This window comes from Sorangium sp. So ce204, assembly GCF_051526795.1.
In the GTDB taxonomy this organism is placed as follows: Bacteria; Myxococcota_A; Polyangia; order Polyangiales; family Polyangiaceae; genus Sorangium; species Sorangium cellulosum_B.
Map to the genome: position 1 here is coordinate 12,041,688 of NZ_CP150317.1, position 20,734 is coordinate 12,062,421.

Below are 20,734 nucleotides of genomic sequence, written 5' to 3' on the forward strand. Positions count from 1 at the left end.
GAAGGAGGAGGCGTGCAGGAGACCGCGAAGTTAACGCTGAAGAAGAACGGTGGGGAGCAGACGATCGAGTTGCCTGTGATCACGGGCACCGAAGGGGAGAAGGCGATCGACGTCGCGTCCCTTCGTTCGAAGACCGGGTACGTTTGCATCGACCCGGCCTTCGTCAATACGGCCTCGACCACGAGCTCCATCACGTTCCTCGATGGGGAGAAGGGCATCCTCCGCTACCGCGGCATCCCGATCGAGCAGCTCGGCGAGAAGTCGACCTTCGTGGAGACCTCGTACCTCCTCATCTACGGCAAGCTGCCGAGCAAGAGCGAGCTGTCCCGGTTCTCGACGCTGCTCACCCGGCACTCGCTGATCCACGAGGACATGAAGCGCTTCTTCGACGGCTACCCGTCGACGGCGCACCCCATGGCGATCCTGTCCGCGATGGTGCTCTCCCTGTCGAGCTACTACCCGGAAGCGATCGACGTGAAGAACACCGAGCACCTCGACATCACCATCGCGAGGCTGCTCTCCAAGGTGCGCACGATCGCGGCGTTCTCGTACAAGAAGTCGATCGGCCAGCCGTTCGTCTACCCGCACAACTCGCTCTCGTACTGTGCGAACTTCCTGAACATGATGTTCTCGGTCCCGGCGGAGCCGTACGAGATCGACGAGGACATCGTGAAGGTGCTGAACCTGCTCCTGATCCTGCACGCCGATCACGAGCAGAACTGCTCGACGTCGACGGTGCGCCTCGTCGGGAGCTCGAAGGCGAACCTCTTCGCCTCGGTCGCCGCGGGCATCTGCGCGCTCTGGGGCCCGCTCCACGGCGGCGCGAACCAGGAGGTCGTGACGATGCTCGAGGCGATCCGCGCGGACGGCGGCGACGTCTCGAAGTTCGTCAAGCTCGCGAAGGACAAGACCTCGAACTTCCGCCTGATGGGCTTCGGCCACCGCGTGTACAAGAACTACGATCCGCGCGCCGTCCTCATCAAGGCGGCCGCCGACAAGATCCTGGCGAAGCTCGGCATCAAGGATCCGCTGCTCGACATCGCGCAGCGCCTCGAGGAGACCGCGCTGAAGGATCCGTACTTCGTCGAGCGGAAGCTCTACCCGAACGTCGACTTCTACAGCGGCATCATCTACCGCGCGCTCGGCTTCCCCACGAACATGTTCACCGTCATGTTCGCGCTCGGGCGCCTCCCCGGCTGGATCGCCCACTGGAAGGAGATGAACGACGACCCGACCGGCAAGATCGGCCGTCCGCGGCAGATCTACACCGGCGAGAACGCCGTCGACTACACGCCGCTCGACGAGCGCGAGTGACCGCGGCGGGGCCCAGCGGCCCCGCCGGCGCCTTCCACCGACGATCCCCTCACTTCGACGAGCGCGCCCTCGCCCTCGGCGCGCGCGCTCGCGGCCCCTCAGCGGCTGAACACCAGCAGCACGACGATCACCGCCACGATGACGCCCGTGATGAGCGAGGCGCCGCCGACGAGCAGGAGCAGCTTGCCCGTCGAGAGCTGCGAGAGCGACGCGCCGGCGCGGGAGGGCGCTGGCGGGTTGTCGTCGAGCGTTCGCTCCGGTCGGCTCATCGAGTGTGAATGGCGAGGGGCCGCGGCCGGCTCCACGACGGTCGGCTGCGGGCGCGCGCTCGGCGAACCGCCGGCATGCAGCGGAGGCGCCGGCTGAGAGATCGGCTGGCCGGCGCGGATCCGCCCCTCGATGACGGCCTGCGCATAGGGAGGCAGCGCGCCTGCGCGTACAGCGCGGACGTCCGCGCGCATGGTCTCGGCGTTCGGGTAGCGATGGAACTTGATGAACGCCAGCGAGCGATCGACGACGGCCGCGACGGCGGGCGAGATCCCGGGCGCGACGGAGGCGAGCGGCGGCGCGGCCTCGGTCGCGGCGGCGATGACCTCCATGGCCTCCGTCACCTCGCCGTGCACCTGTCGGCCCGCGAGCAGCCGGAACATCGTCGCCCCGAGCCCGAAGAGATCGGTGCGCCCGTCGATGTCGTGGATGAGCCCCGTCGCTTGCTCCGGCGCCATGTACGTCGCCGTGCCCATGATCATGCCCGTCTTGGTCGCTGTCTTCTCGGGCAGGCCGGTGAGCCCGTCGACGACGCGCGCGATGCCGAAGTCGAGCATGCGCACGCGCCCGTCGTTGCCGAGGTGGATGTTCTCGGGCTTGAGATCGCGGTGCACGACGCCGCGCGCGTGCGCGATCGCCAGCGTCTCGAGCACCTGGTCCGCGAGCGCGAGCACCTCGCCGGCCGGCATCGTCCCGGTGCGCGCCATCCGATCGAAGAGCGTCTCGCCCTGGAGCGCCTCCATCGTCAGGTAGGCGAGGCCCTCCTGCGTCTCGCCTGAGCCGAGCACGCGCACCACGCCGGGCACCGCGTCCGCCCCGCCGAGCGTGTTGCCGATGAACCCCTCGCGCAGGAAGCGCTTCCGCACCTCCGTGATCGCGTTGAGCTCCGGGTGCAGCACCTTGAGCGCGACCTGAGAGCCGTCCGCCGCGCGCCCGAGCAGCACGCTCCCCATGCCGCCGGTGCCGAGCACGCGCTCGATCCACCACGTCCCGGCGAACGTCTTGCCGACCCAGTGCTCCGCGTCGTCGTCGTACACGAGAGGCGCCCTCTTTGAGACCAGCGGCCATCCGAGGAGAGAGATCTCGGCGGCGAAGCCACTGGTAGGCCGCTCCGCTGCGGGCGCGCAAGCTAATTGATGGAGGTCGTGCCGAAACGGGGGTCGTCGTCAAGCCGCTCGGCCGCTGCCTTGAGCCCGGAGGCGACGCCCCGGAACGCGTCCGCTGGCATGCGAAACGTCACGCCAGGGCCGATGAGTGTCACGTGCACGGTGCCACACCCGCACCGGGTGATGCGTGTCGCCTCGTTCGAGGCGAGCTCGGTGTGTGGACCGCATTTCTTGGGCGCCGCCATGGTTGAACCTCTCCCACATCCTAGCAGCACCGGCCAGCGCTCGGCCACGACGCCCCGGAGCCCGACGGAACCCTGCCCGCCGCGCGACACGAACGCCCTGAAATTGTGCAGCCGTGTATATCTCTCCTCATCGCGACGCGATTGCCTGGAGGGACTCATGGCCGTTCGATGCCTGACGCTTGGTTTGCTTCCTGTCGTGCTGGGGATCGTGGCCTGCGTTGACGGGGGCGGGGGCGGGGGCGAGACGCCCGCGCCGGTCGACGAGTCGCTGCTCGATGTGCCGCCGGTCGGCCAGGGCTTCCAGATGCAGACCGAGGAGACCGAGGTGCCGGCGGGGGTCGAGCAGCAGGACTGCTACTTCTTCAAGGTCAGCGAGCTCGCCGCGTCGAACGGGCTGGACCCGGCCGCGCCCGTGAACCTCCACCGCGTGCAGATCGCGCAGCGCGACGGCTCGCACCACATGAACATCTTCCGCGTGAAGACCGTGAAGGGGCTGGGGCCGGAGGGCGGGCTCATCCAGAAGAACCAGAACGGGGTGGGGGAGTGCTTCAAGAGCCCCAACTGGGCCGACTGGCCGCTCATCGCGAACTCGCAGCAGGACGGCCAGGTCGACTGGGAGTTCCCCGAGGGCGTCGCGAACGTCCTCGCGCCCGACGAGTGGCTGATGCTGCAGACGCATTACGTGAACGCGACGTCGCAGAAGACCCCCGAGGCGGTCGGCCGCGTCCGGGTGAACTTCTGGGCGCTGCCCGCCGCCGAGGTCAAGGCCGAGATGGGCACCGTCTTCGCGACCAAGCAGTCGATCCGTGTCTGTCAGTCGAACCCGACACCCACGTTCGAGGGCTCGTGCCAGATCAACAGCCCCTCTCCCGTGAGGATCATCGGCGCCAACGGCCATTTCCACAGCCGAGGCACGCGGTTCGATATGTATGCATGGGACGGCAAGACCATCGGCACGCCTCCGGCCTCGGATCGCTTCTATACATCGAACGCGTGGGACGACCCGCCGATGCTCATCTCGCCGGAGCTCGACAGGGAGCTCCCGACGAACGGCGGCGTCTGGTACGGATGCACCTACGAGTGGCAGCAGCCGGATCCGTCCGTCGGGTGCAAGGGCCTCGACGAGTACGACGTGTCCAAGAACGGGACCGCCGAAGAGTCGCTCGATTGCTGCTACACGTTCGGGCCGATCGTCGAGAAGAACGAGCACTGCAACATCTTCGTCTATTACTATCCGAAGCAGGACGACGTGTTCTGCAACTGAGCCCTCCATGGCGGCGCGCCGGCAGGACCTCTCCAGGCGGGCCTTCACTCCCATGCGCACCTGCTTTCACTCCATGGCTCTGGCGGCGCTCGGCGCGGTCGCCCTCGCCGGCTGCCCCGGCGATCCTGCGAGGCCGCCCGAGCAGGAGCCGGCGGCGTGGCGCGTGCTGCTCGACGAAGACGATCTCGACCGCGCGGTCCTCTCGATCTGGGGGACGGCGCCCGACGACGTGTTCGCCGTCGGGGGGCCGCTCGGCAACACGGGCCTAAAGGCGCTCGCCCTGCACTACGACGGGGCGAGGTGGCGCGAGCTCCCGGCGGGCGGGGAGACGACCTTCTGGTGGGTGGCCGGCTCCGGTCCGCGGGACGTGTGGATGGTCGGCGAGCGCGGCCGCGCCGCGCGGTGGGACGGCGCGACGTTCACCGAGCACGCGACGGGGACGGAGGCGACGCTGTGGGGCGTGATCGCGTTTTCACCCGACGATGCCTGGGCGGTCGGCGGCATGCCCGGCAGCGGCGCGGACGCGGAGAAGGACATCGTCCTCCGCTGGGACGGCAGCGCATGGTCGCGAGAGCCGCTGCCGGCGGCGACCGGCCGGGCGCTCTACAAGGTGTGGGGCGAATCGTCCGAGGATCTCTACGCCGTGGGCGAGTTCGGCGTGATCTGGCACCGCTCGGGCTCGACCTGGGAAGTGCAATCCGATCCGCCGATCGCGCAGGGCACCCTGTTCACCGCCGCCGGCTGCAGCCGTGAAGAGGTGTACGCGGTCGGCGGGAGAGACGTGCTCCGCTCGGACGGCGCGGCGTGGCGCAGGCTCGAGATAGAGCTCACGAACGACGTGAACGGCGTCGCCTGCGGCCGCCCGGGGGAGGTCGCGATCGTCGGGTATGGAGGGCTCAAGCAGCGCCTCGTCGACGGGGCCTGGATCGATGAGTTCACCGAGGAGCCCTACGCCGATCTCCACGCCGTCTGGGCCGACAAGGAAGGGGCCTTCTGGGCGGTCGGCGGGGACTTCCTTAGCCAGCCGACACCCGGCAGAGCCCGCAAGGGCGTGGTGGCGCGCTACGGAACAGGGCAAATCGCCGACACTGTGAGCCGCTGATCACCCCGTCGCAGGTGTCCTCACCTGCTCGGACATGCCCTTCGTGTGGCATGGCGCATCATGGGACCGTGAACTCGGAGATACGCTGTGGCCGAGCGGTCACGACCAGCGAGACTTTTTTCTTGGGAAATGCTTCAAAGGGTGGCGCTGGTCGTCCGATTGCAACACCTGCGGAGACCACACGCGGATCCCGCGCTCTGAACCCAGGAGAATTGGCATGCGACGGACCATTGCTCAGCTTTTTGTGAGTGCGTTTACTTTTGCGGTTCCTGTGCTGATCGCTTCCTCCGCATCAGCCCAGCCCAATCCATGTGGAAACCTCCAGCTCGCGGCGGCCGGCGAGTGTGAGATTCGAACCGAGGGCGGCTGTGAAGGCTACTGCGAGCCGGTCCGTTTCGAGGCGGAGTGCTCCGGGCGGTGCACTGGCGGCGTGCAGGCGTCGTGCACGGGCCAGTGCCAGGCGGCCTGCGAAGGCGAGTGCACCGGCAACGCGGGGAGCCTGGACTGCGAGGGAAGCTGCAAGGCGAGCTGCACGGGGAATTGCGAGGCGAGGTGCGAGGCGAAAGCGGGCAGCGATGCCGGCGCGCGGGCGGACTGCGAGGCGTCGTGCTCGTCGAGCTGCGAGGGCGAGTGCAGCGTGAGCTGCGAGGCGACGCCGCCGAGCGCCTCGTGCGAGGCGAAGTGCGAGGCGAGCTGCGAGGGGGAGTGCAAGGTCGACGCGAACTTCGACTGCAACTTCAACTGCACGTCCGAGCTCCGGGGTGGGTGCGAGGTGCAGTGCACCACGCCGGATGGCGCGCTGTTCTGCAACGGGCAGTATGTCGACATCGCCGGCAGCATGGAGGAGTGCAAGAACTGGCTGCTCACGCAGGGCGTCGAGGTGGAGTTCCACGCCGAGGCGGAGGCCGAGGCCAGCGTCTCCTGCGCCGCCGCGCCGGGGTCGTCCTCGGCGCCGTTCGCGGGCACCGGGCTCGCGGCGCTCGTCGCCGGCGTGGGCGTGGCCGCCGCGCGCCGCCGCAAGCGGTCCTGAGCGGGGCCCGACGTTCCTGACGGCGCGCGCCGGAGGCGGATCCGGCGCGCGCCGGCTGCGCACCCTCGCGTCCTGAACGAATCCCCAGGCCGGGTCGCCCCGCGCGGCCCGGCCCGGCTCTCTCCGGCACCGGTGTAGATTCGCGCGCACCCTGATGACCCTGCTCCGTCGTTCGAAGCCGCGCTGGGCGCTCGCCCTGGCGCTGCTCGCAGGCTGCGAGGCCCGCACGCCGCCCGCGCCGCACTCGGCGGCGCCCGCGGCGCTCGCGGCCGACGCCGCGCCGGCCGTCGCCAGCGCGAGCGCCGCGCCGCGGGCCGCGAGCGCCGCGGCGGCGCCCACGGCCGACGCCGCGGCGCCGGAGCCGCTGCCGCCGGTGCCGCCGATCGCGCTCGCCTCGGGCGGCCCGCGGGCGGTGCGCGGCGACGCCGGGCTCGTGACCTCGGTCGAGGAGCACGCGACGCGCGCGGGCGTGGACGTGCTCCGGCGCGGCGGCAACGCGGTCGACGCCGCGGTCGCCGTGGCGTTCGCGCTGGCGGTGACCCACCCGAGCGCGGGCAACATCGGCGGCGGCGGCTTCATGCTGGTCCGCCTCGCGAACGGCGAGACGCAGGCGATCGACTTCCGCGAGGCCGCGCCCGCGTCGGTGACCACCGAGTCGAACATGGCCATGGTGCGCGCCGGCGCGCACGGCTACGCGTCCGCCGGCGTCCCGGGCTCGGTCGCCGGCCTCGCCCTGGCCCACGAGCGGTTCGGCACCCGCCCGTTCGCCGAGCTCCTGGCCCCGGCGATCTCCCTCGCGCGCAAGGGGCACCGCCTCGGCGCGCGGCAGGCGCTGACGCTGCGCTGGGCGTGGCCGCGGCTGAAGGCCGATCGGGCCGCGAGCGCCATCTGGGGGCGGGGCAAGGCGCCGGTCGCCCAGGGCGAGCTGGTGCGGCAGCTCGATCTCGCCCGCACCCTCGAGACGCTCGCCGCGGAGGGGCCGCGCGCGTTCTACGAGGGCGCCATCGCCCGGCAGATCGCCGGCGCGATGCGCGAGCGCGGCGGCCACATCAGCGAGAGCGACCTGCGCGCCTACCAGGCGAAGTGGCGCGCGCCCCTCCGGTTCTCGTACCGCGGCTTCACCGTCGACACGATGCCGCCCCCCTCGATGGGGGGCGTCGCGCTCGCGGAGATGATGCTCACGCTCGAGCGGCTCAAGGCGCACGAGGCGCCCGCCGACTCGGGGCTGTCGCTGCACCTGTTCGTCGAGGCGGCGAAGCGGGCGTACGCCGATCGGCGCAAGGTGAGCGCCGACCCCGATTTCGTGGCGCCCGAGACGGCGCAGCTGCTCGCGCAGCTCCTCGACGGGGCCTACCTGATGCGCCGCAGGCCGCCCGTCGACCCGGAGCGGGCCACGCCGGCGGGCGACATCGCGGCGCCGCTGGGCGCCGTCGCGCAGGAGTCCCCGCAGACGACGCACTTCTCGGTGATCGACGCGCAGGGCAACGCGGTCTCGTGCACGACCACCCTGTCGGCGAGCTTCGGCGCGAGGATCGTGATCCCCGGCACGGGCATCCTGCTCGCCAACGCGATGGGCGCCTTCTCCGAGACGGGGATCAACGCGGTGGCGCCGGGCAAACGCATGGCGAGCTCGATGACGCCCACCCTCGTGAGCCGCGACGGCAAGGTCGCGCTCGTCCTCGGATCTCCCGGCGGCGACACGATCCCGAACACCGTCGCGCAGGTCCTCCGCAACCTGGTCGATCACGGGATGACCATCGACGAGGCGGTCCGCCACGCGCGCATCCACCACCAGTGGATGCCGGATCGCGTGCGCGTCGAGCGGCTGACGCCTCCGCCGCAGGCCGCCCTCGACGACCTCGCGCGGCGAGGGCACGTCGTCGTGATGGACCCGATGCCGATCGGCGACGCGAACAACCTCCTCGTCGACGCGGCCGGCGTCGCGTGGGGCTACGCGGACACGCGGGAAGGGGGCAAGGCCGAGGGCGTCAGCGCGCCGGACAGGCTCGACCCGGCGGCGCAGGCCGAGGCGCAGCCATCGAGCGCGCGGTAGCCCGCCGCGCGGGCATCGAGCGCGCGGCAGCCCGCGCCCGAGCGACACCGAGCGCGCAGATCGAGCGCTCGGTGGTCCGCCGCGCGCCTCCGCGTCAGCGCAGCCTGGGATCGTAGTTGGCCGCGTCGGCGTCGTCGTCCTCCTTGGGGCGCACGACGACGACAGGGCACGGCGCGTTGCGCGCGATCCGATCGGCCGTCGAGCCGCCGAAGAGCCGCTGCAGGGGCGACTGCGGGTGCGTGGCCACGACGATGAGATCGGCGCTGAGCTCCCGGGCGAGCGAGACGATGGCCCGGTCCGGCCGGCCCGTGCGGAAGTGCATTGCCATCAGCCGGGCCTGGCCGTCCGCGAACCGGTGCTGGAGCACGCGGAGCGACGGCGGCGACGACGCGCCCGGCGTCGTCACGTCGCGCACTGCAGGGGCGACCTGCCGCGGGCCGATGACCACCGCGTGGATCTCCGTCTCGCCGCGGAGCGCCGCCAGATCGAAGGCGAAGCGCCACGCCCGCCCGCCCGGCTCGGACAGGTCCATCGCGACCACCACGATGTACGGCTTCACCCGGCGCCCCCCGCGCACGGTCGCGCGGGCCTCGCTCGCGGGCGCCGGCTCGTTCACGACAGCCGGAGCGCTGGCAGCGCTGGCAGCGGCGGCCGCGCCGCCAGCGCGCCCTGCCGGCTCGCGGCGCCCAGGCTCGGCCCGCGGGGGGAGCGGCGCCTGGCCGACGGCGCCCGCCTCGCTCGCCCCCGCGGGCAGCGTCTCCGGCGGCGCGTCGCCCGCCGCGTGGGGCGTGGGGGCGAACGACCTGCCCTGATCGGCGCGCGCAGGCGCCGGTGCTTCGGTTGGCATCGCGCCAACGTTTGCCGCGCGCCGCGCGTCCGCAAGCGCCCCGCCCGACGGCGCGGGTCGCGCGCAGCGCGGCGCGGCGTGGCGCGCGCAGGCGAGCAGCGCGAGCCGGCCCCCGCGCGCCCGGACCTCCCTGGGCCACTCCATCCTTGACGCACCCTCCAGACCTTCGCAGCGTCCCGCCCATGATCCCCCGCTACACTCCCGCTGAATTCGAAGAGCTCTGGTCGCCCGCCACCCGATTCTCGACCTGGCTCGAGGTGGAGCTCGCCGCCTGCGAGGCGATGGAGGCCGAAGGGCTCGTGCCCGCCGGCATCGCGAAGGGGATCCGCGCGAAGCAGCTGACGCTCGATCCCGCGCGGATCGATGCGATCGAGCGCACGGTCAAGCACGACGTCATCGCCTTCCTGACGCACGTCGAGGAGCTCGCGGGCGAGGGCGCGCGGTGGCTGCACAGGGGGATGACCTCGAGCGACGTGCTCGACACGAGCCTCGCGCTGCTGCTCGCCCGCGCGACGGACCTGCTCTCGGCGCGGCTCGACAAGCTCTGCAGCGCGCTCGCGCGGCGCGCGGACGAGCACCGGCGCACCCCGATGATCGGCAGGAGCCACGGCATCGCCGCCGAGCCGATCACGTTCGGCCTGGCGCTGGCCGGCCACCTCGCGGAGATGAAGCGCGGCAGGGCGCGCCTGCTCGCGGCCCGCCAGGCGATCGCGGTCGGGAAGATCGCCGGCGCGGTCGGGACGTACGCGCACCTGTCGCCGCGCATCGAGGAGCGCGCGCTCGCCGCCCTGGGCCTGCGCCCCGAGACGGTCTCGACGCAGGTCGTCGCGCGCGACCGCCACGCCGAGCTCTTCACCGCGCTCTCGCTCATCGCGGCGGGCATCGAGCGGCTCGCGACCAACGTGCGGCACTGGCAGCGCACCGAGGTCCGCGAGGCGGAGGAGCGCTTCACCGTGGGCCAGAAGGGATCGAGCGCGATGCCCCACAAGCGCAACCCCATCCTCAGCGAGAACCTGTGCGGCCTCGCGCGCATCGTGCGCGCGGCCGTGATCCCGGCGCTGGAGAACGTGCCGCTGTGGCACGAGCGCGACATCTCGCACTCGTCGGTCGAGCGGATGATCGCGCCCGACGCGACCTCGACGCTCGGGTTCATGCTCGACCGCGCCGCCGGGCTCGTGGAGGGGCTGGTCGTCTACCCCGAGAAGCTGCGCGCGAACCTCGACAGCACGGGCGAGCTCTTCTTCAGCGAGGCGGTGCTGCTGGCGCTCGTCCAGAAGGGCAGGCCGCGGCAGGCGGCCTACGAGCTGGTGCAGCGCTGCGCGATGCGCGCGATCGCGGGCGAGGGGCGCTTCCGCGACAACCTCGCCGCCGACGCCGACGTCGCGGCGCTGCTCGCCCCGGACGAAATCGCGCGCTGCTTCGACCTCGACCACGCGCTCTCGCACGTGGACACGATCATCGATCGCGCGCTCCGCGACTGACCTGCGGCGTTGACCTGCGCGGGCCGGTTTGACAGGCTCGCCCCGCCATGGCCGCCCCCACACCTGTCCGCTCGCGCTGGCGCCGGCTCGCGGCGCTCGCGCCGCTCGCGGCGCTCGCCGCCTGCAGCGGGGGCGCCTCGGCGCCGCCCCCGCCTCTCGGCGCGGCGCCCCCTCAGGCCGCGGCGCCCCCTCGGGCTGTGGCGAGCGCCGAGCCAGCGCGGCCGGCGGAGGCGCCGCGCGAGCCGTTCACCGCGCTGCGCGATCGGATCCTGCGCGAGTGGGTCGCGGACGAGCCGGCCTTCGCGCGCTCGCGCGGGCTGCACGCGCAGGACGGCAAGGTCGCCGACTACGCCGCCGCGGCGATGGAGCGGCGGCTCGCGCGCCTCGAGCGCGACCGCGCGGCGCTCGCCGCCGTCGACGCCGCGGCGCTCTCCCCGGACGAGGCGCTCGACCGCGCGCTGCTCCTCCAGCAGATCGACCTCACGATCTTCAGCGGGAGGGACCTCGAGGAGTGGCGCCGGCGGCCGCAGTTCTACGGCGATCTGTTCGGCGTGAACCACTACCTCGATCGCGCGTACGCGCCGCTGCCCGAGCGCGCGCGCCGCCTCCTCGAGCACGAGAAGGCGGCGCTGGCCCAGGCGCCGCGCGTCCTCGAGAACCTCGTGAGCCCGATGCCGAAGCCGGTGATCGAGGTCGCCGTGAAGATCTTCCGCGGCTACGCCGAGTACCTGCGCGGCGACGTCGTCAAGCTGCTCAAGGGCGTGGGCGACCCCGCGTTCCAGGCCGATTTCGAGGAGACGAACGCCGCGCTCGCCGACGCGGCCGAGCAGCTCGCCGAGCACCTCGCGAAGGTCGAGCTGCCGAAGGGCGACGCGAGCCATGTGCTCGGGGAGGCGCGGTACCGGAAGCTCCTCCTCGCGCAGGAGGGGCTCTCGATGCCGCTCGCCGAGTTCAAGAAGATGGGCGAGGACGACCTCGCGGCGAACAAGGCGGCGTACCAGGAGCTCGCCAGGAAGGTGAAGACCTCCCGGCCGAAGGCGGAGCAGCTCCTCGGCGAGGCGACGCGGATGATGGAGTCGGCGCGCAAGTTCCTCGTCGACAAGAAGATCGTGAGCCTGCCGTCCGACGAGCGGGCGATCGTGAAGGAGACGCCGCCCTACATGCGCTGGAACGCCGCCTTCCTCGACGCGCCGGGGCCGTTCGAGCGGAAGGGGCTCGAGGCGTTCTACTACATCACGAAGCCGGACCCCTCGTGGCCCCGGAAGGAGCAGGAGGAGTACGTGATGCTGCGGGGCACGCTGCTCTCGACGACCGTGCACGAGGTCTACCCGGGGCACTTCGTCCAGGGCCTCTGGGGGAACCGGGCGCCGACGGAGACGCAGAAGATGTTCGGGAGCTACTCGTTCGTGGAGGGCTGGGCCCACTACGTCGAGCAGATGATGATCGAGCAGGGGTTCGGCAAGGAGGACCCGCAGAGTCGCCTCGGCCAGCTCGCGGACGCGCTGCTGCGCAACTGCCGGGTGGTCGTGTCGCTCGGGGTGCACGCGGAGGGCATGAGCCTCGACGAGGCCGAGCGCCGCTTCGTCGACGACTGCTTCCAGGACCGCGCGACGGCGCGGGAGCAGGCGGTGCGCGCGACGTTCGACCCCGGCTACTTCGCCTACACGCTCGGCAAGCTCCAGATCCTGAAGCTCCGCGAGGAGGCGAAGGCGGCCCTGGGCCCGGCGTTCTCGCTGCGCCGCTTCCACGACGCGCTCCTCTCGCACGGCTCGCCGCCGCTGCCGCTCGTCCGCGAGCGCGTGCTCGCCGAGCTCAAGGCGCCGCTGAGGAAGCAGCCTTTATAAAGTCCCTGCTCTAAGGTGCCCAGCGCGCCGGGCGCGCGGTGATCGGGCCGCTTGGCGTAGTGGGCGCGGAAGAGCTCGTAGGTGCCGTCGATGACGTGCCGCCGCACGGTGGCGCCTCCGCGGGCGCGCTAGAGCGACAAACGGGTTGAAACCACGAGAAAAAGCAAGAATTTCACAGGGAGACGGGGAGGCGGGGAGCGAGAGACGGCAAGAGAAAGAAATTCATTCTTTCTTCCTCCCCGCCTCCCCGCCTCCCTGTGAAAATTCTCCGGGTTTCAACGTGATCCTTCCTCTAGGCCGTCACGTCGGCCATGAAGATCGGCGGGGTGTGCAGGGCCAGGATCTCCGGCGCGGGCGGGGCCGACTGCTTCGCCATCCGCAGCGCCTCGTCCATCGTGCGCGCCGTCTCCCAGCCGAGCAGCTGCGGGATGTACTCGTTGTCGGCGCCGACGACGATCATCCGGCCGATGTGCTGCCGACCCGCCTCGCCCCAGTACCACATGAAGAACGGGTGGGTCGGGTGGTACGCGTGCCCGAAGCGGTACATCTCGATGTACGCGGGGTTCTCGGAGAACTTCTTCTCGTACCGCTTGTGCAGCTCCATCGCGTCCCGCGTCTCCGGCAGGAGCCGGTGCACGAACTCGATGTACGGGGCGTGGTGCTCGTTGTCGAACAGGTCGGTGCAGGGGTGGAGGATGATCATCGTCCCCCCCTTCTTGAGCATCGGCGCGCCGCGGTAGAGGTTGAACAGGTAGCCGTTCGCCATCACCTGCACGAGCAGCGGGTTCAGGAACGAGTTCACGTTGTACGGGCTGATGTACGGGATGCCCGTGATCAGGATGTCGGCCTGGCCCGAGACCGGGACGAGGTACTGGTCGAAGCTGCGCTTCAGCGTGTGCTCGTGGACGGCCTCCGTCTCGCCGGCGAACACCCCGGTCACCCCGAACGGCGAGGGGACGCGCTGGAAGATCGCCTGGCGCGCGGGCTGCGGCACCTTGGAGAGCGTGAAGCGGAGGGCCCGCAGCGCGCTCTTCTCGCCCGCGCTCAGGTCGTCCTCGTTCTTCGCGAGGAACTCGAGCGGGCGATCGAACATGCGGTTGTTGATCGTCGTCTCGATCGTGAAGACGTTGAGCTTCTTGTTGGCCAGCCGGCCCATGCGCTCGACGCTCGTGTGCAGCGCGGAGCTCTTCGGATCCATGTACGAGTAGCAGTCGCGCATCACCCGCGGGTTGTGGTGCGCGCGCAGGCTCCGGTAGCCGCACAGGCCGACGGCGACCGACTTGTGCCCGCCGTCCATCGGCACGAGGTTGAGGTTCACGTAGATCACGAGGTCGCTGTCGACCGCGCGCTTGTTGAGCTCGACCTCCTCGCCGACGTCGGTCGTGCCGACGTACTTCATGTTGGCGACGTTCTCGGCGTCGTGGTTGTAGAGCCGCTTCGGCCAGTAGGCGTTGAAGATCCGGTCGCCGACGATGTGGCGGACCTCCCAGTCCTTCATCCGCCGGTGGACGCTCGTGGCGATGATGATCTCCACGTCGTCGACGCCGTAGTCGGCGAGCAGATCGAGCACGATCGTGAGCACCCGCTCGCGGATGTCGGGGCGCTTCATCTGCGGCAGCGGCAGCGAGATGTCGTCCACCGCGATCGTGACCTTCATCCCCGGGCGGAGCTTCGCGTAGAGCGGCTCCGAGTTGTACGGGTGGTTGATCGCGTAGCGGATCGCGGCGTCGACGTCCTTCAGCGGCTCGATGGGCGGCTTCGCGTAGAGCACCCGGGTGCCGGTGGGCAGGTCGACCTCGACCAGCTGGTCGCCTGAGAAGAGCACCCGGGGGGCGCTGCGGCTGTCTAGCGTGACGACGCAAGGATGGCTCATGGGACCTTCAGAGCAGGGGGTGCGACGTGTTGGGCTGGGGGGTGGCCTCCCGCCGCCGGCGGGGGAGGCAGGGTCATGCGGCGAGGTGGAGGATCGGCCAGTGGTACGCCTGCGCGAGCATCTTGAGCTTGCGGTCCGGGTTCACCGCCGCCGGGTAGCCGACGACCGAGAGCATCGGGACGTCCGAGTAGCTGTCCGAGTAGGCGAAGCACTCGTCGAGGTCGTGCCCGTGCGCGTGGGCGTGCTCGCGGATGAGCCGCGCCTTCTCGGGCCCGGCCACCACCGGGCGCAGGAGCTTGCCCGTCGCGAACCGATCCTTCACCTCGAGGCGGTTCGCGATGATGCCCGTCGCGCCGAGGTGATCGGCGAGCAGCTGCATCAGGAAATCCAGCGCGCCGGAGACGAGGACGACGTCGTGCCCCTTGTCGAGGCTGCACTTCACGAGGTCCCGCGCCTTGGCGTAGATCGCCGGCTTGAGCACCTTCGCGAACGCCTCCTCCGCGAGCGCCACGAGGCGATCCTCGGAGACGCCCTCGAACGAGCTGAAGAGCAGCTCGTTGAAGAGGCGCCGATCCTGGAGCTCCGCCATCGCCATCCACGGCGCCTTGACGATGGCGCGGCCGAGCTTCGCGAGGCTGTGCATCGGCGTCGGCTGGTTCAGCATGTAGAACACCGTCGGGTGCACGAGGTTCGTCGTGACCAGGGTGCCGTCTACGTCGAAGTAGCTCGCCGGCATGCGGGGCAAATCTCCCTGCATGCCGTTTGAGTCAAGATCGAGCTGCCGCGAATCGGTGTTCGCAGGCGATCGTCACGCCGCGTCGAGGTGCCACGCCGCGTCGATGCGCTCGCGCAGGGCGTCGGGCCGTCACGCGGCGAACAGGCGCTCGTACCGGTCGTCGAGGTCGACGCCGCCGTCGGTGTCTCCCCGGTCCACCGGGTTGATCCCGCAGTACTCGACGCTCGCCAGGTGGCGCCAGCGCCCGGCGCGCTCGGGCTCGTCGGGCAGCACCGGCGTCGTGCAGGGGAAGCAGCCGATGGTGCGGAAGCCCATCGCGTGCAGCGGGTTCTCGAGCGCGTCCTCGTGCGCGGCGAAGTACGCGTCGAGCTCCTCGCCGGTCAGCGACGCGAAGGGGTGGACGCGGAGCGTGTTGTTCGCGGGGTCGAGGCCGAACGGCGCGACCTTGGCGCGGGCGCCGCCCTCGCCCCGCCTCAGCGCCGCGACGAGCGCGTCGTAGCGGCCCCGGATGGCGCTCAGCGGGGCCGATTTGCGGAGGTCGCAGCAGCGCTCCTGGCCCTCCTTCGAGAGGTAGAGCAGCCCTTCCTCGCGCGTCTGCTGCGCGAAGCTGCGCTCGGGCGAGAGCGTGACGACGCGCAGGTTCGGGTGGGTCCGCGCGAGCGCGTCGCGCGTGGCGAGCGTCTCGGCGTGGAGCACGCCGGTGTCGACGAAGACGACGTCGAAGGAGAGCCCGGCGCGGTCGGCCATGTGGCAGAGCGCGGTCCCGGCGCGCTGCATGCTGCTCATGATGGCCGCGCGCGGGCCGAAGGACTCGCGGACGAAGCGGAGGAGCTCGACGGGTGACGCGCCCTGGAAGCGTCGGTTCAGCGGTTCGAGGTGTCGCTCGGTGATGCGCATGAGCGATGGATAGCAGAGCCCGTTTCCTTGATCCGGGTTGCCTTCGCCTGAGCTTGCGCGTAACTCCGCTGGCGAGGAATGACCAGCGTCTATCAAGCCTCAAAAGCGGGCGGGCTCGGCCAGGACCTGCCGGAGCTCGAGCGCCGGCGCTTCCTGTTCGTGACCGGCAAGGGAGGGGTCGGGAAGACGACGATCTCCGGCGCCCTCGCCCTCGCCTTCGCCGCCCGCGGCAAGCGCGTCCTCGTCGCGATGTGCCACACGAAGGAGCGGCTCTCCGCCATCCTCGGCTCGAGGCCGATCGGCCCGGAGGTCATCCAGGTCGCCGAGCGCGTGTCGGCGGTGAACATCGCGCCGGACAGGGCCCTCCGGGAGTACGGCGAGATGGTCCTGAAGATGCGCGCCGCGGCCGATCTCGTCTTCGACAACAAGTACACGCGCACCTTCTTCCGCGCGGTGCCCGGGCTGTTCGAGTGGGCGATGCTCGGCAAGGCGTGGTTCCACACGACGGAGCTGCTCCCGGACGGCTCGAACCGCTTCGACGTGGTCCTGCTCGACGCGCCCGCGACGGGGCACGGGGTGGACATGCTGCGGGTGCCGAAGGTGATCCTCGACGTGGCGCCGCCGGGCATCCTGCGCCGGGACGCCGAGGCGGCGTGGGCGATGTTCAGGGATCCCGCGCGGAGCGGGGTCGTCGTCGTGACGCTCCCGGAGGAGATGCCGGCGACCGAGACCGTCGAGCTCGTGGCGGAGGTCCAGGGCGACCTCGGCCTGCCCGTCCACCGGGTGATCATCAACGGCGTGCTGCCGGCGCTGTTCTCGCCCGAGGAGCAGCGGGCGCTCCTCGTCGACCCGGCGCGCCTCGACATCCAGGCGCCGGCGCGCGCCGCGGACACCGTCGAGAGCGCCTTCGTGGCCGGCGCGCGGCGGGCGATGCGCGAGTCGGTGCAGCGCGAGAGCCTGGCCCGCCTGCGGCGCGATCTCGACCTGCCCACCGTGATGCTGCCGTTCCTCTTCGACGAGGCCTCGACGGTCGCCGGCACGCGGATGCTGGCCGAGCGGCTCTGAGCGGGGGGCGGATGCCGGCGGCCCTGCTGCGAGCGAGCCCGCTGCTCCGCGACGGACGCGCGCTGCTCGACGCCGATCGCCTCGTCCACGCGGGGGTCGCCGACCGGCGCGCGAGCTTCGAGCTCGCCTTCGCCGCGATGCCGCCCCACACGGGTTTCCTCGTGGTCGCGGGGGTCGAGGCGGCGCTCGAGGCGCTCGCGGCCGACGGCGCGCGCTTCGACGCGGCGGCGGTCTCCGCGGCGCGCGCGGCGTGCGGCCTGAGCGACGCGCTCGAGGAGCGGCTCGCCGGCGCGACGCTGTCGGTCGACATCGACGCGATGCCCGACGGGACGATCGCCTTCCCGGGGACGCCCGTCGCCTCGGTGGAGGGGCCGTTCGTCGAGGCGCTGCTCGTGGGCGCGCTGCTCGCTCCGGCGCTCCGCCGCGGCACGGCCGCGGCGACGCGGGCCGCGCGGCTCCACATCGCGGCGGGCGGCGGCGACATCGTCGACGGGTCGTCGGCGAGCGCGCCGTTCGCCGACGAGGCGCTCGCGCTCGCCCGCGCGGCGCACGTGGGCGGCGCCGCGGCGACGACGTGCGCGCTCGCGGCCACGGCGCTCGGCATCCCGTTCCGCGGCGAGGCGGGGATCGACCTCGGCGAGCTCGCGCCGCCGCCGTCGCCGCTCGAGGGCCGCTGGCCCTGGTACGCCGATCGGATGGTCGACCTCGGGGGCGACGACGAGGAGGCGCTGCTCCTCGAGGCGAGGCGCGTGGGCGCGGGCGCGGGCGGCTGGGTCGCGTCGGGGCTCGGGGAGGCGGTCGAGGGGCTGCCGGCGGCGCGCTGCGAGCTCGTGGCGCTCGAGGAGTCGGGCGCGTGGGCGCTCCGGCAGGGCACGAGCGATCGCGGGGACGTGATCGCGGGGCGGAAGATGGTGGCGCGCTACTACGACGAGGCGGGGCGCGCGGCCTTCGACGTGATCCACCTCGCGCACGAGCGGATGCTGGCGCCGCGCGCGCTCGGCGTCGCGAGGCTCGCCCCGCTCGCGCGCGCGGCGATGCGCGGCGGGCGCGCGCTCGAGTCGCCCGAGCCGCCGAGCGCCGGGCGCGAGCGGTCCATCGCGGGGCGCCAGCAGCTGCCGGACGCGGTGGCGCACCTGCGCGCGCCGGCGAGGTACCCGGTGCAGTTCTCGCCGGCGCTGATCGCGCTGCGGGAGCCGGATCCGCCGGGGGTGCTGCGGTAGCTTCCGGGTGAGCATGAGATCTCGCCGAGCTCGCCGGCTCGCGCGGACGGAGCTCTTTGCCGGACGTGTGGATTCGTGCCCGGACATCAACGTGCGAGTCGCGGCCGCGGCGCCTATCCCCATCAGGAACTTGGCGCTGGTGCTTCACCGCCCGCTCGGGGTGAAATGCTCGCCCACGGCTCCTGCGCCAGGAGCCGCCGCGCGGGCGCGATTCTCGCGCGGGTGCCTGTGAACCCATGAAAAGACGACGGGGGCAGACATGACGCAGATGACCGGTGTTGCGGGCAGGGCCCATCACCTCGAGCTCGGGATGTTCGGCGCCAACGGGACGAGCACGGCGCTGTCCAGGGTGCCAGAGCGCTGGCGCCCGACGTGGGAGAACAACCGCGACCTCGTGCTCGCGGCCGAGGCGGCAGGCCTCGATTTCCACATCCCGTTCGCGCGCTGGAAAGGGTTCGGCGGCGAGTCGGACCCCCTGGGCGTCACCCTCGATCCCGTCGCCTGGGCGGCCGGGCTCCTCGCGCTGACGAAGAGGATCGCGCTCTTCACCACCATCCATACGCCCTTCACGCACCCCATCGTCGCGGCCAAGCACCTGGCCACGCTGGATCACATCGGCCCGGGGCGCGTCGGCATCAACATCGTCAGCGGATGGAACAGCGACGAGGCCGAGATGTTCGGGATCGAGCAACGCGAGCACGATCAGCGCTACGAGTACACGAGCGAATGGCTCGACGTGATGCTCAAGCTGTGGACCAGGGACAAGCCGTTTCATCACGAGGGCAGGTTCTTCAACCTGCGCGGGGCGACCGGGGCCCCGAAGCCGCAAGGCGGCAAGGTCACCCTGATGAGCGCGGGCGCGTCGGTCGCCGGCCGGGCGTTCGCGGTCAACCACTGCGATCGGCTGTTCACGATCCTGGTCTCCCTCGAGGCGTGCCGCGACGAGATCGCGAAGGTCACGGAGGCCGCCCAGCGCGCGGAGCGCCGCGTGGACGTGTACACCGCGGCGTGCATCGTCTGCCGTCCGAGCCGGAAGGAAGCCGAGGAATACTACGAGCGCATCTCGCGCGAGATGGCCGACGAGCCCGCGATCGACAATGCGCTACGGCTGCTGGGGCTCGACTGCCGCTCGTTCTCTCCGGAGTTCCTCGCGATGTTCCGGAGCCGGTTCGCCGCGAGCCACGGGCATTACCCGATCGTCGGCACGCCGAGCGACGTCGCCGAGGAGCTCCGGCGCATCCGCGATATCGGGGTCCGCGGCCTGGCCCTCTGCTTCATCGACTACGCCGCCGAGCTCCCGTACTTCAGGGATGAGGTCCTGCCCCGCCTCGTCGACATGGGCGTCCGCCGGCCTGGCTGACTACTCGGAGACCTTGATCAGCAGCTTTCCGATCTTGTTCGGCTGGAAGAGCATCCCGAGCGCGTCCGGGGCGTTCTCGAGGCCTTCCACCACGCGCTCGCGCCAGGTGATCCGGCCCTCCTTGATCCAGCCGTGGATCTTCTCGAAGGCCTCGGGGAAGCGCGCTTGATGATCGCTGACGACGAAGCCTTGCACCCGGAGCCGCTGCATCAGGATGAGCGGGAAGCGCACGGGGCCCGGGCGCGGCTGCTTGTCGTTGTACGTCGAGATGAGCCCGCAGATCGCGACCCTTCCGAAGAGATTCATCTTGTCGAGCACGGCGTCGAGGATGTCGCCGCCCGCGTTCTCGAAATCGATGTCGACGCCGTTCGGACAGGCGCGGTCGAGCGCCGCCGCGACGTCCTCGGTGCGGTAATTGATGCAGGCGTCGAAGGCGAGCTCCTCGGTCACATGGCGGCACCCGGCGTCGCTGCCGGCGATGCCCACCACGCGACAGCCCGCGATCTTGCCCATCTGGCCGACGAGGGAGCCCACCGAGCCGGCGGCGGCGGACACGACGATGGTCTCGCCGGGCCTCGGCTGCGCGATATCGAAGAGGCCGACGTAGGCGGTGAAGCCGCCGGTCACGTGGAGCGGGCAGAGGAAGGCGCCGAGCGGGACGTCCAGCGCGGGCAAGCGCGTGAGGACGAGGTCGCCTGGAGCCGCGACGTTGTAGTCCTGCCAGCCGAGGAGGCCGGAGACGAGGTCTCCTGCGCCATAGTCGGGGTGACGGGAGCGCTCGACGACGCCGACGCCGAGCGCGCGCATCACCTCGCCCTGGTTCACGGGCGGCATGTACTGCTTCATGTCGCTCATCCAGATCCGGTTCGTCGGATCGACGGACAGGTAGCGCGTGCGGACGAGGACTTCGCCGTCGCCAGGCTCCCGCACCGGCGCCTCGCGGAGCTCGAAATGGCTGCGGTCCGGCGGGCCCTCGGGGCGCGCCTTCAGGATGTAGTGGCGGTTGGAGAGGGACGAGGTGCTCATGAAG

The 20,734-nt window shown here is 71.4% G+C and carries 17 protein-coding genes; 10 read left to right on the forward strand and 7 right to left on the reverse strand.

The genetic code is table 11. The features are described from left to right. Nucleotides 1–12: 12 nt before the first annotated feature. Complete coding sequence (locus tag WMF22_RS45535) at nucleotides 13–1,314, forward strand: citrate synthase (protein WP_437296081.1); 1,302 nt, start codon at nucleotides 13–15, stop codon at nucleotides 1,312–1,314. A gap of 98 nt (nucleotides 1,315–1,412) precedes the next feature. Here WMF22_RS45535 and WMF22_RS45540 read toward each other — a convergent pair whose 3' ends face one another. Together WMF22_RS45540 and WMF22_RS45545 are read right to left on the reverse strand one after the other, a co-directional pair. Then, nucleotides 1,413–2,618, reverse strand: a complete 1,206-nt coding sequence (locus WMF22_RS45540) for a protein kinase domain-containing protein (RefSeq protein WP_438033805.1) — start codon at nucleotides 2,616–2,618, stop codon at nucleotides 1,413–1,415. A gap of 92 nt (nucleotides 2,619–2,710) precedes the next feature. Beyond that, nucleotides 2,711–2,932, reverse strand: coding sequence for a hypothetical protein (locus WMF22_RS45545; RefSeq protein WP_437296083.1), 222 nt, complete (start codon nucleotides 2,930–2,932; stop codon nucleotides 2,711–2,713). A gap of 157 nt (nucleotides 2,933–3,089) precedes the next feature. Here WMF22_RS45545 and WMF22_RS45550 point away from each other — a divergent pair, with 157 nt between their 5' ends. The 4 genes from WMF22_RS45550 to ggt all read left to right on the forward strand — a co-directional run bounded on the left by WMF22_RS45550 (nucleotide 3,090) and on the right by ggt (nucleotide 8,381). Then, nucleotides 3,090–4,196, forward strand: coding sequence for a hypothetical protein (locus WMF22_RS45550; protein WP_437296084.1), 1,107 nt, complete (start codon nucleotides 3,090–3,092; stop codon nucleotides 4,194–4,196). Nucleotides 4,197–4,248: 52 nt separating this feature from the next. Beyond that, a complete protein-coding gene (locus WMF22_RS45555; RefSeq protein WP_438033806.1) occupies nucleotides 4,249–5,298 on the forward strand; it encodes a WD40/YVTN/BNR-like repeat-containing protein in 1,050 nt (349 codons plus the stop codon). Between the two features lie 271 nt (nucleotides 5,299–5,569). After that, nucleotides 5,570–6,328, forward strand: coding sequence for a hypothetical protein (locus tag WMF22_RS45560; protein ID WP_438033807.1), 759 nt, complete (start codon nucleotides 5,570–5,572; stop codon nucleotides 6,326–6,328). Nucleotides 6,329–6,482: 154 nt separating this feature from the next. Further along, nucleotides 6,483–8,381, forward strand: coding sequence for a gamma-glutamyltransferase (gene ggt, locus WMF22_RS45565; protein WP_438033808.1), 1,899 nt, complete (start codon nucleotides 6,483–6,485; stop codon nucleotides 8,379–8,381). A 94-nt stretch (nucleotides 8,382–8,475) separates the two neighbouring features. Here ggt and WMF22_RS45570 read toward each other — a convergent pair whose 3' ends face one another. Continuing rightward, nucleotides 8,476–9,228 (reverse strand): universal stress protein, encoded by a 753-nt coding sequence (locus WMF22_RS45570; protein WP_438033809.1) that lies wholly within the window; start codon nucleotides 9,226–9,228, stop codon nucleotides 8,476–8,478. Nucleotides 9,229–9,410: 182 nt separating this feature from the next. Here WMF22_RS45570 and purB point away from each other — a divergent pair, with 182 nt between their 5' ends. Both purB and WMF22_RS45580 read left to right on the forward strand, forming a co-directional pair. Further along, entirely contained in the window at nucleotides 9,411–10,709 is a 1,299-nt protein-coding gene (purB, locus tag WMF22_RS45575) for an adenylosuccinate lyase (protein WP_437296089.1), read from the forward strand. Nucleotides 10,710–10,756: 47 nt separating this feature from the next. Beyond that, entirely contained in the window at nucleotides 10,757–12,553 is a 1,797-nt protein-coding gene (locus tag WMF22_RS45580; RefSeq protein ID WP_438033810.1) for a DUF885 domain-containing protein, read from the forward strand. Nucleotides 12,554–12,845: 292 nt separating this feature from the next. On the opposite strand, the gene WMF22_RS45585 is transcribed toward WMF22_RS45580, so the two are convergent. From WMF22_RS45585 to WMF22_RS45595, 3 genes are all read right to left on the reverse strand, one after another. Next, nucleotides 12,846–14,426 (reverse strand): lactate racemase domain-containing protein, encoded by a 1,581-nt coding sequence (locus tag WMF22_RS45585; RefSeq protein WP_012240902.1) that lies wholly within the window; start codon nucleotides 14,424–14,426, stop codon nucleotides 12,846–12,848. A 73-nt stretch (nucleotides 14,427–14,499) separates the two neighbouring features. Next, complete coding sequence (locus WMF22_RS45590; protein ID WP_012240903.1) at nucleotides 14,500–15,162, reverse strand: HAD family hydrolase; 663 nt, start codon at nucleotides 15,160–15,162, stop codon at nucleotides 14,500–14,502. A gap of 129 nt (nucleotides 15,163–15,291) precedes the next feature. Then, complete coding sequence (locus WMF22_RS45595) at nucleotides 15,292–16,059, reverse strand: phosphoadenylyl-sulfate reductase (protein ID WP_437296091.1); 768 nt, start codon at nucleotides 16,057–16,059, stop codon at nucleotides 15,292–15,294. 78 nt (nucleotides 16,060–16,137) lie between these two features. Here WMF22_RS45595 and WMF22_RS45600 point away from each other — a divergent pair, with 78 nt between their 5' ends. The 3 genes from WMF22_RS45600 (at nucleotide 16,138) to WMF22_RS45610 (ending at nucleotide 19,704) form a co-directional block, all read left to right on the forward strand. Further along, nucleotides 16,138–17,124: an ArsA family ATPase gene (locus WMF22_RS45600; protein WP_437296092.1), complete on the forward strand. Its 987-nt coding sequence runs from the start codon at nucleotides 16,138–16,140 to the stop codon at nucleotides 17,122–17,124. Between the two features lie 11 nt (nucleotides 17,125–17,135). Then, a complete protein-coding gene (locus WMF22_RS45605) occupies nucleotides 17,136–18,344 on the forward strand; it encodes a hypothetical protein (RefSeq protein ID WP_437296093.1) in 1,209 nt (402 codons plus the stop codon). Nucleotides 18,345–18,603: 259 nt separating this feature from the next. Further along, on the forward strand, nucleotides 18,604–19,704 hold the full coding sequence (locus WMF22_RS45610; protein WP_437296094.1) for an LLM class flavin-dependent oxidoreductase: 1,101 nt from the start codon (nucleotides 18,604–18,606) through the stop codon (nucleotides 19,702–19,704). On the opposite strand, the gene WMF22_RS45615 is transcribed toward WMF22_RS45610, so the two are convergent. Further along, on the reverse strand, nucleotides 19,705–20,730 hold the full coding sequence (locus WMF22_RS45615) for an NADP-dependent oxidoreductase (RefSeq protein WP_438033811.1): 1,026 nt from the start codon (nucleotides 20,728–20,730) through the stop codon (nucleotides 19,705–19,707). Between the last annotated feature and the right edge of the window lie 4 nt (nucleotides 20,731–20,734).

Coding starts and splice junctions, on each gene's coding strand:
- WMF22_RS45545 (WP_437296083.1), bottom strand. CDS start 2,932: ATGGCGGCGCCCAAGAAATGCGGTCCACACACCGAGCTCGCCTCGAAC.
- WMF22_RS45550 (WP_437296084.1), top strand. CDS start 3,090: ATGGCCGTTCGATGCCTGACGCTTGGTTTGCTTCCTGTCGTGCTGGGG.
- WMF22_RS45555 (WP_438033806.1), top strand. CDS start 4,249: ATGCGCACCTGCTTTCACTCCATGGCTCTGGCGGCGCTCGGCGCGGTC.
- ggt (WP_438033808.1), top strand. CDS start 6,483: ATGACCCTGCTCCGTCGTTCGAAGCCGCGCTGGGCGCTCGCCCTGGCG.
- WMF22_RS45570 (WP_438033809.1), bottom strand. CDS start 9,228: ATGCCAACCGAAGCACCGGCGCCTGCGCGCGCCGATCAGGGCAGGTCG.
- purB (WP_437296089.1), top strand. CDS start 9,411: ATGATCCCCCGCTACACTCCCGCTGAATTCGAAGAGCTCTGGTCGCCC.
- WMF22_RS45580 (WP_438033810.1), top strand. CDS start 10,757: ATGGCCGCCCCCACACCTGTCCGCTCGCGCTGGCGCCGGCTCGCGGCG.
- WMF22_RS45585 (WP_012240902.1), bottom strand. CDS start 14,426: ATGAGCCATCCTTGCGTCGTCACGCTAGACAGCCGCAGCGCCCCCCGG.
- WMF22_RS45590 (WP_012240903.1), bottom strand. CDS start 15,162: ATGCCGGCGAGCTACTTCGACGTAGACGGCACCCTGGTCACGACGAAC.
- WMF22_RS45595 (WP_437296091.1), bottom strand. CDS start 16,059: ATGCGCATCACCGAGCGACACCTCGAACCGCTGAACCGACGCTTCCAG.
- WMF22_RS45600 (WP_437296092.1), top strand. CDS start 16,138: ATGACCAGCGTCTATCAAGCCTCAAAAGCGGGCGGGCTCGGCCAGGAC.
- WMF22_RS45605 (WP_437296093.1), top strand. CDS start 17,136: ATGCCGGCGGCCCTGCTGCGAGCGAGCCCGCTGCTCCGCGACGGACGC.
- WMF22_RS45610 (WP_437296094.1), top strand. CDS start 18,604: ATGACGCAGATGACCGGTGTTGCGGGCAGGGCCCATCACCTCGAGCTC.
- WMF22_RS45615 (WP_438033811.1), bottom strand. CDS start 20,730: ATGAGCACCTCGTCCCTCTCCAACCGCCACTACATCCTGAAGGCGCGC.